Source organism: Mesorhizobium ciceri biovar biserrulae, from assembly GCF_001618845.1.
Lineage (GTDB): Bacteria > Pseudomonadota > Alphaproteobacteria > Rhizobiales > Rhizobiaceae > Mesorhizobium > Mesorhizobium ciceri.
In genome coordinates this window covers 4,121,350-4,134,553 of sequence record NZ_CP015064.1, presented here as the reverse complement: position 1 = coordinate 4,134,553, position 13,204 = coordinate 4,121,350, and the positions used below count along the sequence as shown (strand labels likewise).

The following is a 13,204-nucleotide window of genomic DNA, read 5'->3' as shown; positions in this document are numbered from 1 at the left end:
CCAATGACGATGGGCATGATGCCGGAGGCAGGACGACAGTGAGAGCGATGACGCGAGCGGCAACAGCATCGAACGGACAGGCCGACTGATGGCGCCGATCAAGGTCGATCCCGACAAGGTTCATGAATTCGCGGATCCTGCCGGCTTCTACGCCTGGCTGAGCAAGCACCACGCCACGGAAACCGAAGTCTGGATCAAGGTGCACAAGGTGGGGTCGGGATTGAAATCGATCACCCCCAAGCAAGCCATCGACGTGGTGCTGTGCTTCGGCTGGATCGATGCGGTGCGCAAAGGGTTGGACGACAAGAGCTTCCTGCAGCGCTACACGCCGCGCGGCAGGAAGAGCATCTGGAGCCTGATCAACATCGACAATGTGGCGCGGCTGGTCGAGGAGGGCCGCATGACCGAGCATGGGCTCAAGCAGGTCGAGACGGCCAAGGCCGACGGGCGCTGGGCGCGCGCCTATGGCAGCGGCAAGGAGATGAAAATTCCCGATGATTTGCAAGCGGCCATAGACGCCGAACCCGCTGCGAAGGCGATGTTGGCAAAGCTCAGCGCGCAAAACCGCTTCGCGCTCGCCTTCCGCATTCACAACATGAAGACGGAGGCCGGGCGCAAGAGGAAGATCGAAGCGTTTGTGGCAATGCTGAAGCGCGGTGAGACGATCCATCCGCAAGGCAGGAAGTGAGGTTTGGCGCGAGTTCGTCTTCGGCGCCACAAGCCTGTCCTCACGGGATCCCTCGTTGCGCGAAGCGCTTCAGGATTTGAATCGCGAAATTGTTCCAACTGCTTGTTTTCGCGCAATTCGGGGTCGGCGTGGCGCGGCCGCTTCAGCAACGACATCGCTGGTGGACGGAGGAGGGCACGGCGGCTACCCTTCGAAAGCCGCGACGATCGAGCGGCGGACCGGTCGCTGGGAGTCGTTGCCGTTGAGAAGAGTTGCTTCGTGGACGATGGCGCTGGGTCTCATTGTCATCGTCGCGTGTGTGGGAGCCGGGGTCACGCTTGCCCAGACTTCGCCCGATCAGACTTCTCCCGACCTGGCTTCCCCCTCGGCCTCGCCGGCAAAAGAGATCTCGGTCGGGATAAAACAGGCGCCGCCTTTTGCGTTCAAGCTGCAGGACGGCAGCTGGTCGGGATTGAGCATCGACCTCTGGCAGAAAATGGCCGGGCGGCTCAACCTGCGCTTCCACTATGTCGAAGTGCCTGCCGTGCAGGACCAGATCGATGGTGTCGTCAGCGGCAGGTTCGATGCGGCGATGGCCGCGATCACGGTCACGGCGGACCGCGAAAAGGCCGTCGACTTCACGCAGCCCTTCTTTACGACCGGGCTCGGCATCGCGACGCCGCTCAACAACCAGCCATCATGGCGGCCGGTGCTGCATGCCCTGACGTCGTTCGGCTTCCTGCAGGCGGTTCTGGCGCTGGTCATCATATCGGTGGTGGTCGGCGTCCTCATCTGGATGTTCGAACGCCGGCACAATGACGATTTCGGCGGCGGCGTCGCCAAGGGACTGTTTTCCAGCATGTGGTGGTCGACCATCGCCGCGACGCAGGCCAGCACCGGTGATTTCGGCCCGCGAACCGTGCCGGGGCGCGTGCTGGCCGCGCTCTGGATGATGGGATCGATCATCGCGATCGCGGTGTTCACTGCGGGTGTCACATCGGTGCTGACGGTGACGCAGATGGAAGGCATGGTGCAGGGCGAAAGCGATCTCGCCGCGGTCAGGGTCGGCGCGGTGCAGAGCTCGTCGACGGCGTCCTATCTGGATTCGACCCAGATCCGTCATCAGGACTTTGCCTCGATCCAGCAAGGCCTCAACGCGCTTCGCGCCGGCAAGATCGACGCGCTGGTGCACGACAAGCCGCTGCTTGGCTGGCTGGTCGGGCAGAATTACGCGACAAGCCTGCAGGTTCTCGATGCGACGTTCGACCAGCAGCAATATGCCATTGCGCTGCCGCTCGGCAGCCCGTTGCGCAAGTCTCTCGATGTCGCCCTCCTGCAGACCATCGAAAGCGATTGGTGGAAGCAGGCCGTCTTCCAGTATCTGGGCGAGAAGTAGCCGGCAGCAATTTCAGCGGTGCTATGCGCTGGAAGAACCGCCGTCGCTATCCGAGAGTGGCGGCCTGTCTTTCAGGGATGGATGGTTGCTGTCACTGGTCCAGGTCGACCGGTGTCACGCCAAGAAGTTTCAGGGCATTGGCATAGGTCCGGATGCCTTGCGCCTGCTTGCGCTCGGCACAGAACCGGTTCGCCTTGTCCTGGAGTGCCGTTGCCTCGGCGATCTGGCTCGCGCTGGCACCGGGTTTGGCTTTGGTCTGGATGGCTCCGTCGAGTTGAAGACCGAGCCGGCTGCAATATTCGCTCCGGGTGACCGCCGCATCCGACTGTGCGACCGCAAGCACGGCGAGCGAAATGCCTGTCAGGGCACCCATCCATCCGGTCGAACGTCGTTGCATGTTTCGGGACCATTTCTTCGCGTTGTGCCGCAGGCCGCGTGACCGCCGCGAGGGTGGTTATGACAGGCGATGTTTTCGCGAGTTTTTCCCGGATGTTGAATCTTGTTTCTGGAGTGTGTCTGGCGGTGAAGCTGCCAATCTCCCCCACGAGGGGGGAGATCGGCGGTGTGCGGCGCTTGCGCCTCTTCCTTTGCGGCTATCCTTCGCGTAAGGCGCCGGGCAAATCGTTTCACGCAAGCAAAATTCCCCGGACACCGCATGATCAGACTTGAAAGCATCAGCAAGCAGAACGGCCGTCAGCTTGTCTTCATCGAAGCGTCGGCGTCCCTGCAGAAGGGCGAGAAGGTCGGCCTCGTCGGGCCGAACGGCGCCGGCAAGACGACGCTGTTTCGCATGATCACCGGCCAGGAGCAGCCAGACGAAGGCCAGGTGCAGGTCGATCGCGGCGTCACCATTGGCTATTTCAGCCAGGATGTCGGCGACATGGAAGGCCACAGCGCTGTCGCCGAAGTGATGAACGGCGCCGGGCCGGTCAGCGAAGTCGCGGCCGAGATGGCAGCGCTCGAGGCGGCGATGGCCGATCCCGAGCAGGCCGACCAGATGGACGAGATCATCGAAAAATACGGCGAGGCGCAGCACCGCTTCGAGGAACTCGACGGTTATGCGCTGGATGGCCGCGCCCGCGAAGTGCTGGACGGTCTCGGCTTTTCGCAGGAGATGATGGACGGCGATGTCGGAAAGCTGTCCGGCGGCTGGAAGATGCGCGTGGCGCTGGCCCGCATCCTGTTGATGCGGCCCGACGCCATGCTGCTCGACGAGCCGTCGAACCATCTCGACCTGGAGAGCCTGATCTGGCTGGAATCCTTCCTGAAGAACTATGACGGCGCGCTGTTGATGACCTCGCACGACCGCGAGTTCATGAATCGCATCGTCAACAAGGTGGTCGAGATCGACGCCGGTTCGCTGACCGCCTATTCCGGAAACTACGAATTCTACCAGCAGCAGCGGGCGATCGCCGATAAGCAGCAGCAGGCTCAGTTCGAGCGCCAGCAGGCGATGCTGGCCAAGGAGATCGCCTTCATCGAGCGCTTCAAGGCGCGCGCCTCGCATGCCGCGCAGGTGCAGAGCCGGGTGAAGAAGCTGGACAAGATCGACCGCGTCGAGCCGCCGAAGCGCCGCCAGACCGTGTCCTTCGATTTCCTGCCGGCGCCGCGCTGCGGTGAGGATGTCGTCACGCTGAAGAACGTCCACAAGGGCTATGGCAGCCGCAGCATCTATGAGGGGCTCGATTTCCAGGTCCGCCGCCGCGAGCGCTGGTGCATCATGGGCGTCAACGGCGCCGGCAAGTCGACGCTTCTGAAGCTGGTCGCCGGCGCTTCCGAGCCCGACACCGGCACGGTCGCGCGGGGCCCAAGTGTCAAGATGGGATATTTCGCCCAGCACGCCATGGAGGTGCTGGAAGGCGAGCGCACTGTGTTCCAGACACTGGAAGACGCGTTCCCCCAGGCCGGCCAGGCGCCGCTGCGGGCGCTCGCCGGCTGCTTCGGCTTTTCCGGCGACGAGATCGAGAAGAAATGCCGTGTGCTGTCAGGCGGCGAGAAGGCGCGGCTGGTGATGGCGCTGATGCTGTTCGACCCGCCCAACCTTTTGGTGCTGGACGAGCCGACCAACCATCTCGACATCGCCACCAAGGAGATGCTGATCACGGCACTTTCGCAGTATGAGGGCACCATGCTGTTCGTCTCGCACGACCGGCATTTTCTGGCGGCGCTTTCCAACCGCGTGCTGGAACTGACGCCCGAAGGCATCCACACCTATGGCGGCGGCTATACGGAATATGTCGAGCGGACGGGGCAGGAAGCGCCGGGCCTGAGGAGCTAACGGCTACCTCAGCGAGATGCTCATGCCGCTGAGGTCGGCGTTGACCTGCAGGCCGACCTGCCTGCCCGTCAATTCGAGCTGGGCGCCCTTGTCATTGGTCATGACGATCACCTGAGCCCCTTTGCCAAGCGCGCCGCCACCGCCCGCCGCACCATAGACCCCGGTCACATCCCGCGCACGTTTGATGTGGCGCACGGTACCTCGGAAATAGGTCTTGGAAACGCCGAAGGCGAGACCGCCCGAGACGCCGCCGACCGAGATGGGATAGCGGCGGCCATGGAAGGTCAGCGTTCCTTCGCCTCCGGAGCCACCGACGAAGAAGGCCGCCTTGTAGACGGCGAAGCGGATGGTGCCGCTGTCGGCATGCGCGGCGCTGGCAAAGCCGATGCTTGCGGTGGCGATGGCGGCAACCGCGATGGAACGGAATCCGGATGAAATCTTCATGGTGAGAACTCCTCAATGTCGCCGCTTTGCCGGCCGGGATGTCAGCGTGGGATCAAAGTTACAACTGAACAGTCTCGCCCGTGGTTTGGTTCCAGGCCCCGTGATTTGGTTCCAGGCATCGTTCGAATCCGGCTGCGGGAAGGCCGGGGAGAAGGCGGAGGGTGGGGAGGGCACCTGACCGCAGCTATCGCCTTGTGGGATGAACAGGTCTATGCAGGCCTTCACAAGGCTTAGGAGAGGCTTCGGATGAGAATCGCAATCTGCCTCGCATTGGCTGCGGCAGTGGCTGGGTGCGCGACCTCCCCGGTCGACTATGAGGCGTCGCTTTCGCAGCAGGACCAGAAATGGGCCTCCCCGGCATGCCAGCAGGCCCGCAGGGCGGCTTCGGATTACCAGGCTCGCGAGAAAGAGCATCCGGGATGGGGTTTCGGCGTCCTGCTTGGTCCATACTCGATGGGGCTCGTCGCAGCCATCAAGGAGCATGAGCAGAAGCAACGAAAGCTGTTCGCCCGCGAAGTGCACCTGCAATGCTCAAGCCTGCCGCTGCCGAAGGAACTGCAGGGCGATTTGAACCCTGCCGTACCGCCGACCAAGTATCCATAGCCTGCCGCGCCTTCCGGCAGAAGGCGCCGGGGTGGCCGCCGTCATTGGCGGCACCTCGATCTTCGGGGGCCGCGGTGTCTACACCGGCACCATCCTCGGCGCCCTGATCCTGACCGTGCTGACGACGCTCTTGACCATCCTGCAGATGCCGGAGGGGGCAAGGCGACGGCTTATTTGAGGGTTGTGGAGGGAGAGATAGGGGCGGGTTGAGGTGAATGGCTGCGTTTGGGCCGAATTCAGACAGGCAGCTTTTTGGCGCAAGGATGCGAACTACTGCCGTTCAACCAATGATAAAGGCTCAGATCGAATTTTGGTGCTTCTTCAAAATTTGCACCTATTGAGGATGCGCCACGGCCAGCCCGCGAGGACCGATCCGCTCTCAAAAAGCGTGTACAGGTTGACAACACCTTGGCCGCTGCAACATCCTGCCGGTTTTTAGACTGGGAGGTAGCATGACTATTTCGATCAACCGCCGCACCTTTTCCATAGGCGCGGGCGCTCTGGCTTTGGCTGCGGCCGGATTTTCGCCGGCACGCGCGCAGCAGGCGTTTTTCCGCATCGGCACGGGCGGAACGTCCGGCACCTACTATCCGGTGGGCGGCCTGATCGCCAACGCCATCTCGGCAACCGGGGCGGCCGGCGTCGAAGGCTTGGTCGCCACCGCCACGTCCTCCAACGGTTCGGTGGCCAACATCAGCGCCATCCAGTCGGGCGCGTCCGAATCGGGCTTCACGCAATCCGACGTCGCCTACTGGGCGCATTCGGGCACCGGCCTCTATGAGGGCAAGCCCAAGGTTGACGACCTGCGCCTCATCGCGACGCTTTATCCCGAGACGATCCATTTGGTCGCGCGTGCCGACGCCGGCATTAAGTCGGTGGCGGATCTCAAGGGCAAACGCGTCTCTCTTGACGAGCCGGGCTCCGGCACCATCGTCGATGCGCGACTTGTGCTTGGCGCTTACGGTCTGGCTGAAAAGGACGTGCAGCCCGAATATCTCAAGCCTGGCCCGGCCGGAGAGCGGCTGCAGGATGGCGCCATGGACGCTTATTTCTTCGTCGGTGGTTATCCGACCGGCGCAATCGTTGAGCTTGCCACCACCAACAACATCACGCTGGTGCCGATCACCGGCCCCGAGGCCGACAAGCTGCTGTCCGAGCAGAAGTTCTTCTCCACCGATACCGTGCCGGAAGGCACCTACAAAAATGTCGGCGAAACCAAGACCATTTCCGTCGCCGCTCAATGGGTGACCAGCGCCAAGCAGACCGACGACCTCGTCTACAAGATCGTCAAGTCGCTTTACAGCGACGAAACCCAAAAGGCCCTGCAGGCAGGCCACGCCAAGGGCAAGCTGATCACGCTCCAGAACGCGGTTACCAGCGCTGGCATTCCGTTTCATCCCGGCGCAGAGAAATTCTACAAGGAAGTCGGCACCCTGAAATAAGAGGCATTTGGACCGGCTGACAACAACGAGGCGGAAGGGATGCTTTCCGCCTCTTTTGTCTGGAAATTCAGGACACGGAACCGGCCATGAGCGATGACGACAAGATCAAGCTTTCCGCAATGGAGTTCGATGAGGAGAGCGCTCGCGAACTGGAGGAGAAATTCGACTCCGAAATCCGCTTCCGGCCACTGACCCGTGTCGCGGGCTGGCTGGTCGGCTTCCTCCTGGTGGCGCTGTCACTGTTTCACTACTACACCGCCGGTTTCGGCCTGCTGCAGGAAATGCTGCACCGGGGCATCCACCTGTCGATGGTGCTGGCGCTGATCTTCCTCGTCTTCCCGCTGGTGAAGAAAAGCTACGACCAGCCCGCGCGGTCCAGCCTCCTGCGGCCGCTCGGCATACCCCTTTTCGACTGGCTGCTGGCGATCGCTGCGGTCGTCGTCGTCATGCACGTGCCTATGATCCCGCTCGACGACCTTGCCTTCCGCGTCGGCAATCCCACGGCGCTCGACGTGGTGTTCGGCCTTATCCTCATCCTGCTTCTGCTGGAGGCGACGCGCCGCTCCGTCGGCATCCCGCTGCCCATCATCGCCGTCGTCTTCATGGCCTACGCGCTGTTGGGGCAGTACATGCCGAGCATTCTGGTGCACCCCGGGGCGTCCGTCTCCCAGCTTGTCGATCACCTTTATCTGACGACGCAGGGCATCTACGGCATCGCGCTCGGCGTCGTCGCCACCTACGTCTTCCACTTCGTGCTGTTCGGCGTCTTCGCCACCCGCATTGGCCTCGGCCAGCTCTTCCTCGACTGCGCGGCGTGGGTCGCCGGCCGCTACGCCGGGGGTCCCGCCAAGGTGTCGATCTTCGGCTCGGCGCTGTTCGGCATGATTTCCGGCTCGTCGGTCGCCAACACCGTTACCGTCGGCTCGCTGACCATCCCGGCGATGATCAAGCTCGGCTACAAGAAACATTTCGCCGCAGCGGTGGAAGCGGCGTCCTCGACCGGCGGTCAGGTGACGCCGCCGATCATGGGCGCAGCGGCCTTCCTGATGATCGAATTTCTCGAACTGCCCTACACGACCATCATCCTTGCCGCCATCGTGCCCGCCTTCATGCACTTCTTTGGCGTGTTCATGCAGGTGCATTTCGAGGCCAAGCGAACCGGCCTCAGGGGGCTCAGGCCGGACGAGATGCCCGATGTCGTCGAGGCGCTGAAGCGGGACTGGCCGACGATCATCCCGCTCGTCGTTCTCATCGGCGTGCTGCTCTCGGGCTACACGCCCTACATGGCCGCCTTCTGGGGCATCACCTTGTGTATTCTCGTCGGCTTGCTCAATCCGCGCCGGCGCATGTCGGTCGCCGACATCGTGACGTGTCTGCGCGACGGCGCCAAATATGCGCTCGCAGTCGGAGCCGCTGCCGCAACCGTCGGCATCGTCGTGGGCGTCGTCACCCTGACCGGAGTGGGCTTCAAGCTGTCCTACATCGTCACATCGACGGCCGGACACCTTTCCCTTCTCTTCGGCACCTTCATCCCCGAGGCGATCTTCTCGGCCCAGGGCCTGACCCTATTGTTCACCTTGATCATGACTGGCGTCGTCTGCATCCTGATGGGCTGCGGCATCCCGACGACCGCGAACTACATCATTATGGTGACGATCGCGGCGCCGGCGCTTGTCATGCTCGGCACCGAGCCGATCGTCGCTCACTTCTTCGTGTTCTATTACGGACTGCTGGCGGACATCACGCCACCGGTGGCGCTGGCGGCGTACGCCGCCGCTGGCATGGCGGGGGCGGACCCGTTCAAGACCGGCAACACCGCCTTCCGGCTGGGGATGGGTAAGGCACTGGTTCCTTTCGTGTTCGTCTTCTCACCGTCCCTGCTGCTGGTGACGAAGGATTTCACCTGGCCGAACTTCTTCCTCGCCTTTTTCGGCTGCGTGCTGGGCATCACCTGCCTGGGCGCCGCGCTATCGCGCTATCTTCTGGTGCGCACACGCCCATGGGAAAACGTGCTGCTCGTGTTCGCCGCCCTGCTTCTGGTGGCACCCGAACTCTATTCCTCGCTACTCGGCGTGGCGCTTTTGGTCCCGGTCCTGCTGCGCCAATGGAACGCACGCCACACTGAAGAGGCGCAACCAGTCTGATCAGCGCCGCTCCAATGCAATCCTTCCCGGAGTTTCGACGTCGCGCATATGCGGTGGGCGGACGGAAAGATGAGAGGGCGGACCATCGAGTCCGTGACATTCCGCTGCGGGTTCTCGGCGCCGAGCGAGCTTCAGCCTAGTCGCGAAGATGTCCGCTCGTGAGAAGAGGCGATGAGCCGTGGCGATGACCGGCATGGGGCGCAAATCAGACCCTCCTCCCGGTCGAATCCAACAGCGGTTTTTGGCCTTCTTAGAATTACGAGAATTACGGGAATTACGGTGACAGTGCACCTTTTACCCTGCCATGTGTCCGCCTATCCCCCCGCCAATCGCGGCAGCAGAAAAATCTCCGCCCCCTCCGGCAGCTTCTTCGACCACGTATCGCGATAGATCGTCCCGTCGATCGCAACGGCGATGCCCTTGTCGATCAAGGGCTCGAGGCCGGGATACTGTTCAGCCAGCTTCCTGAACAGCTCCCTTATGTCCTTGGCCTCGATCTCGACCTTGCTGTTGCCTCCGGCGGTCGCGGCGAGCGAGCCCCAGAGCGTTACTTCGACCATTCCCGTTCCGCCTCGATCGCGGCAAGGATGCGCGGCGGCGACATCGGGATGTGCGTCATGCGCACGCCCGCGGCGTTCGACACCGCATTGGCGATCGCCGCCAGCGGCGGCACGATCGACGTCTCGCCGACGCCGCGCACCCCGTAAGGGTGGTTGGGATTGGGGATCTCGAGGATCTGGGTGTCGATCATCGGCAGGTCCGAGCAGACCGGGATGCGGTAGTCGAGGAAGCCGGCGTTCTGCAGCCGCCCGTCCTTGCCGTAGATATACTCCTCGTTGAGCGCCCAGCCGATGCCTTGCGCGGCACCGCCCTGGTACTGTCCCTCGACATAGGTCGGGTGCACCGCCTTGCCGGCATCCTGCACGACCGTGTAGCGGACGACCCTGGCGGCGCCGGTATCGGGATCGACCTCGATATCGCAGATATGGGTGGCGAAGGAGACGCCGGCGCCATCGGCGACGAGCTCGCTGTGGCCGGCGATCGGTCCGCCGGTCTTGCCCGACTCGACCGCGATCTCCTTCAGCGACAGCTTGCCGAGATTGCCGTGCTTCTCGCCCTTGGCGATCGCGTGGCCCTTTTCCCAGACCACGTCGTCGACGGCAATGTCCCACATCTGCGCGGCGCGCTCGCGCAGGATCTTGATCGCGTTGCGAGCGGCCGAGATCGTTGCCATGGAAGAGGAGAAGGTGCCGCGGCTGCCGTCCGTCATGTCGTTGTAGCCGAGGCTGGACGTGTCGGCGACGATCGCCTTGACCTGAGAATAGTCGATGCCCAGTTCCTCCGCCGCCACCAGCGACAGCGACGCGCGGGAGCCACCGACGTCGACCGTGCCGACGGCAAGCGAGACCGAGCCGTCCATGCCGATGTTGAGGTCGGTGCAGGTCTGGCCGCCGAAGTTGAACCAGAAGCCGCAAGCCATGCCGCGGCCCTGGTTCTTGCCCAGCGGCGCCTTCATGTGCGGATGGCTCTTCACCGCCTCGAGCGTCGGGCCGATGCCGATCGGGCCGTAGACCGGACCGTAGGAGGACCGTGTGCCTTCCTGCGCGGCGTTCCTGATCCGGAAGTCGACCGGATCCATGCCGATCTTCTTGGCCAGCTCGTCGACAGCGCTTTCCACCGCGAACGCCGCCATCGGCGCCGAGGGCGCGCGATAGGCCGCGGTCTTCGGCCGGTTGACCAGCACTTCGTAGCCGACCGTCTTGACGTTATCGAGCTTGTAGCAGGCGAACGCGGTCATGGCGCCGATCTCGGCCCAGGAGCCGGCATACGGGCCGCAGCTGTAGCGCAGCGTCGCTTCGGCGGCGGTGATCGTGCCGTCCTTGCGGGCGCCGATCTTGACGTCGATCGAGGTGGCGCTGGTCGGGCCCGAGGCGCGGAACACCTCGTCGCGGGTCATCACCAGCTTCACCGGCCGTCCTGCCTTGCGCGACAGCGCCAGCGCCACCGGCTCGGCCCAGACATGGGTCTTGCCGCCAAAACCGCCGCCGATCTCCGAGGAGGTGACGCGCAGTTTCGAGGCTTCCATGCCAAGCAACTGGGCGCAGTGCTGGCGGTAGACGAAATGGCCCTGCGTGCACACCCAGAGGTCGGCGGTGCCGTCGGAGCTGAAATTCGCCACGCAGGCATGCGGCTCGATATAGCCCTGGTGCGTCTGCTCGGTCTTGAAGGAGCGCTCGACGATGAAGTCGGCCTGCCCGAAACCCTGATGGACATCGCCATGGCCAAACTGGCTGCGCTTGGTGACGTTGGAGGGTTTTACCGGCTTTTCCTCAAGGCCCTCGGTGAAGATGGCATCATTGATCAAGGGCGCCGTGTGCTTCGCCGCCTCGTCGACATCGGTGACGTGCGGCAAAAGCTCGTACTCGATCTCGATGAGCTTCAGCGCCTGCCTGGCGGTGCGGGCATCGATCGCCGCGACCGCGGCCACCGCGTGGCCGTCATAGAGCGCCTTCGTGCGCGCCATGCAATTGTCGAGGACGTCGTACATGGCGGCATCGCCATCGGTGAGGTCGGGCAGGTCGGCCGCGGTGATCACCGCCTTGACGCCGGCGAGCTTTTCCGCCTTCGAAATGTCGATCTTGACGATCCTGGCGTGGGCGTGCGGGCTTCTCAGAACACGCCCGACCAGCTGGCCGGCCATGTTGAAGTCGGCGCCGTAGCGCGCGCGGCCCGTCACCTTGTCGATGCCGTCGGGACGGATCGGACGCGTGCCGACGGAGGCGAATTTACGTCCGGAAAAACGTGGATCGAAATTCATCTCAGGCTCCCTTCATCACGATGGCCGCATCCTGGACGGCGCGCACGATCTTGTCGTAACCGGTGCAGCGGCAGAGGTTCCCGGCAAGGCCGAAGCGGATTTCCTCCTCGGTCGGGTCGGGGTTCTTGGCCAGGAGGTCCTTGGCCGCGATCAGGAAGCCCGGCGTGCAGATGCCGCATTGCAATGCGGCGTGCTCGAGGAATTTCTGCTGCAGCGGGTGCAGCGTATCGCCATGCGCCATGCCCTCGATGGTCTCGACGCGACGGCCTTCAGCCTCGGCGCCGAGCACCAGGCATGAGCACACCAACCGGTCGTCGAGGATGATCGAGCAGGCGCCGCAGTCGCCGGTGCCGCAGCCTTCCTTGGCGCCCGTCAGCCCCAGCCGATCGCGCAGGACGTCGAGCAGTGTCTCGTCGGGCTGGCAAAGATACTCGACAGCGTCGCCGTTGATTGTCGTTGAAACTGCAATTCCAGCCATCATTTGCCTCCTGCACGTGCATAGGCTGATGTGGCGGCCCGCTGGGCCAGCACACCCGCAACTTTTCGTCTGAATTCGATAGTGCCGCGCTTGTCGTCGATGGGACGACAGGCCCCCGCGCAGACCTTGGCGAGCCGCTCCAGCGTCGCCTCGTCCAGCCTGGAGCCGATGAGCACCTCCGCCGCCTCTTCGACCAGAAGCACCGTCGCCGCCACGGCGCCCAGCGCCACGCGGGCTGATTTGACGACACCGTGCTCGTCGAGCGTCAGGTTCACCCCGGCGCTGACCACCGCGATGTCCATCTCGGTGCGTGGAATGAAACGCAGATAGGCATCGCCAGACCGCGGCTCGCGCTTGTCGAGCAGGATCGCCTCGATGATCTCGCCTTTGGCCAGCGACGTCTTGCCCGGCGCGGTCGGCACGCTCTGCACGGGGATCGTGCGCCGGCCCGCCGGCCCGACGACCGATGCCCTGGCGCCGGCGGCAACCAGCGCCGGCACGCTGTCGGCAGCCGGCGAGGCGTTGCAGAGATTGCCCACGATGGTGCAGCGGCCCTGCACCTGCTTGGAGCCGATCAGCTTGGCCGCCTCGACGATACCAGGCCATGCCTTCTTGAGGGCGATGTTCTCCCCCAGGACGGCGCAAGGGACCGCGGCGCCGATGCTGAAGCCTTCAGCCGTTTCCCGGATCTCGCTCAAGCCATCGATCGCCTTGATGTCGACGATCAACTCTGGTTCGGCAAAGCCGCCCTTCATCCTGACCAGGAGGTCGCTGCCTCCGGCGAGGATGGCGGCCGTACCAGCCGACCCGGCCAACTGGCCAACGGCATCTTCTATCGAAAGCGGACGTATGTAGCGCATCGTCTCCCCTTGGTCATCGCGATTTCAGCGACCGTTATAAACAGTCTCCTCATAATGGCTATCCGGTTCGTCAT

At 63.6% G+C, this 13,204-nt stretch carries 13 protein-coding genes; 7 read left to right on the top strand and 6 right to left on the bottom strand.

Annotated features, from left to right (window positions below):
• Positions 1–88 precede the first annotated feature (88 nt).
• Both A4R29_RS19380 and A4R29_RS19375 read left to right on the top strand, forming a co-directional pair.
• Positions 89–688, top strand: a complete 600-nt coding sequence (locus A4R29_RS19380) for a YdeI/OmpD-associated family protein (RefSeq protein ID WP_063172634.1) — start codon at positions 89–91, stop codon at positions 686–688.
• A gap of 241 nt (positions 689–929) precedes the next feature.
• Positions 930–2,063 (top strand): transporter substrate-binding domain-containing protein, encoded by a 1,134-nt coding sequence (locus tag A4R29_RS19375; protein WP_224621835.1) that lies wholly within the window; start codon positions 930–932, stop codon positions 2,061–2,063.
• Between the two features lie 91 nt (positions 2,064–2,154).
• Here A4R29_RS19375 and A4R29_RS19370 read toward each other — a convergent pair whose 3' ends face one another.
• Positions 2,155–2,436 (bottom strand): hypothetical protein, encoded by a 282-nt coding sequence (locus tag A4R29_RS19370; protein ID WP_013530639.1) that lies wholly within the window; start codon positions 2,434–2,436, stop codon positions 2,155–2,157.
• Positions 2,437–2,718: 282 nt separating this feature from the next.
• On the opposite strand from A4R29_RS19370, the gene A4R29_RS19365 reads away from it, so the two are divergent.
• Positions 2,719–4,341: an ABC-F family ATP-binding cassette domain-containing protein gene (locus A4R29_RS19365; RefSeq protein WP_013530640.1), complete on the top strand. Its 1,623-nt coding sequence runs from the start codon at positions 2,719–2,721 to the stop codon at positions 4,339–4,341.
• A gap of 3 nt (positions 4,342–4,344) precedes the next feature.
• Here the strand turns inward: A4R29_RS19365 and A4R29_RS19360 are convergent, their stop codons facing one another.
• On the bottom strand, positions 4,345–4,785 hold the full coding sequence (locus A4R29_RS19360) for a lipid-binding SYLF domain-containing protein (protein ID WP_024501715.1): 441 nt from the start codon (positions 4,783–4,785) through the stop codon (positions 4,345–4,347).
• Between the two features lie 246 nt (positions 4,786–5,031).
• Here A4R29_RS19360 and A4R29_RS19355 point away from each other — a divergent pair, with 246 nt between their 5' ends.
• The 4 genes from A4R29_RS19355 to A4R29_RS19345 all read left to right on the top strand — a co-directional run bounded on the left by A4R29_RS19355 (position 5,032) and on the right by A4R29_RS19345 (position 8,974).
• Entirely contained in the window at positions 5,032–5,388 is a 357-nt protein-coding gene (locus A4R29_RS19355; RefSeq protein WP_063172633.1) for a hypothetical protein, read from the top strand.
• A 31-nt stretch (positions 5,389–5,419) separates the two neighbouring features.
• Entirely contained in the window at positions 5,420–5,566 is a 147-nt protein-coding gene (locus A4R29_RS34235) for a hypothetical protein (RefSeq protein WP_263499075.1), read from the top strand.
• A gap of 274 nt (positions 5,567–5,840) precedes the next feature.
• Positions 5,841–6,830, top strand: coding sequence for a TAXI family TRAP transporter solute-binding subunit (locus tag A4R29_RS19350; RefSeq protein WP_024501713.1), 990 nt, complete (start codon positions 5,841–5,843; stop codon positions 6,828–6,830).
• An 86-nt stretch (positions 6,831–6,916) separates the two neighbouring features.
• Entirely contained in the window at positions 6,917–8,974 is a 2,058-nt protein-coding gene (locus tag A4R29_RS19345) for a TRAP transporter permease (protein ID WP_063172632.1), read from the top strand.
• A gap of 314 nt (positions 8,975–9,288) precedes the next feature.
• Here A4R29_RS19345 and A4R29_RS19340 read toward each other — a convergent pair whose 3' ends face one another.
• The 4 genes from A4R29_RS19340 to A4R29_RS19325 are packed head-to-tail and all read right to left on the bottom strand — an operon-like array spanning position 9,289 to position 13,130.
• Positions 9,289–9,534: a MoaD/ThiS family protein gene (locus A4R29_RS19340; protein ID WP_024501711.1), complete on the bottom strand. Its 246-nt coding sequence runs from the start codon at positions 9,532–9,534 to the stop codon at positions 9,289–9,291.
• Positions 9,522–11,792, bottom strand: a complete 2,271-nt coding sequence (locus A4R29_RS19335; RefSeq protein ID WP_063172631.1) for a xanthine dehydrogenase family protein molybdopterin-binding subunit — start codon at positions 11,790–11,792, stop codon at positions 9,522–9,524. Before A4R29_RS19335 ends, A4R29_RS19340 begins: the two co-directional genes overlap by 13 nt.
• 1 nt (position 11,793) lies before the next feature.
• A complete protein-coding gene (locus A4R29_RS19330; RefSeq protein WP_013530647.1) occupies positions 11,794–12,270 on the bottom strand; it encodes a (2Fe-2S)-binding protein in 477 nt (158 codons plus the stop codon).
• On the bottom strand, positions 12,270–13,130 hold the full coding sequence (locus A4R29_RS19325) for an FAD binding domain-containing protein (protein WP_063172630.1): 861 nt from the start codon (positions 13,128–13,130) through the stop codon (positions 12,270–12,272). Before A4R29_RS19325 ends, A4R29_RS19330 begins: the two co-directional genes overlap by 1 nt.
• Positions 13,131–13,204: the final 74 nt, after the last annotated feature.

Bases quoted from the DNA above. Each gene is read 5' to 3' on its own strand.
- A4R29_RS19370 (WP_013530639.1), bottom strand. From the start codon at position 2,436: ATGGGTGCCCTGACAGGCATTTCGCTCGCCGTGCTTGCGGTCGCACAG.
- A4R29_RS19350 (WP_024501713.1), top strand. From the start codon at position 5,841: ATGACTATTTCGATCAACCGCCGCACCTTTTCCATAGGCGCGGGCGCT.
- A4R29_RS19360 (WP_024501715.1), bottom strand. From the start codon at position 4,785: ATGAAGATTTCATCCGGATTCCGTTCCATCGCGGTTGCCGCCATCGCC.
- A4R29_RS19325 (WP_063172630.1), bottom strand. From the start codon at position 13,130: ATGCGCTACATACGTCCGCTTTCGATAGAAGATGCCGTTGGCCAGTTG.
- A4R29_RS19345 (WP_063172632.1), top strand. From the start codon at position 6,917: ATGAGCGATGACGACAAGATCAAGCTTTCCGCAATGGAGTTCGATGAG.
- A4R29_RS19380 (WP_063172634.1), top strand. From the start codon at position 89: ATGGCGCCGATCAAGGTCGATCCCGACAAGGTTCATGAATTCGCGGAT.
- A4R29_RS19355 (WP_063172633.1), top strand. From the start codon at position 5,032: ATGAGAATCGCAATCTGCCTCGCATTGGCTGCGGCAGTGGCTGGGTGC.
- A4R29_RS19335 (WP_063172631.1), bottom strand. From the start codon at position 11,792: ATGAATTTCGATCCACGTTTTTCCGGACGTAAATTCGCCTCCGTCGGC.
- A4R29_RS19365 (WP_013530640.1), top strand. From the start codon at position 2,719: ATGATCAGACTTGAAAGCATCAGCAAGCAGAACGGCCGTCAGCTTGTC.
- A4R29_RS19330 (WP_013530647.1), bottom strand. From the start codon at position 12,270: ATGGCTGGAATTGCAGTTTCAACGACAATCAACGGCGACGCTGTCGAG.
- A4R29_RS19340 (WP_024501711.1), bottom strand. From the start codon at position 9,534: ATGGTCGAAGTAACGCTCTGGGGCTCGCTCGCCGCGACCGCCGGAGGC.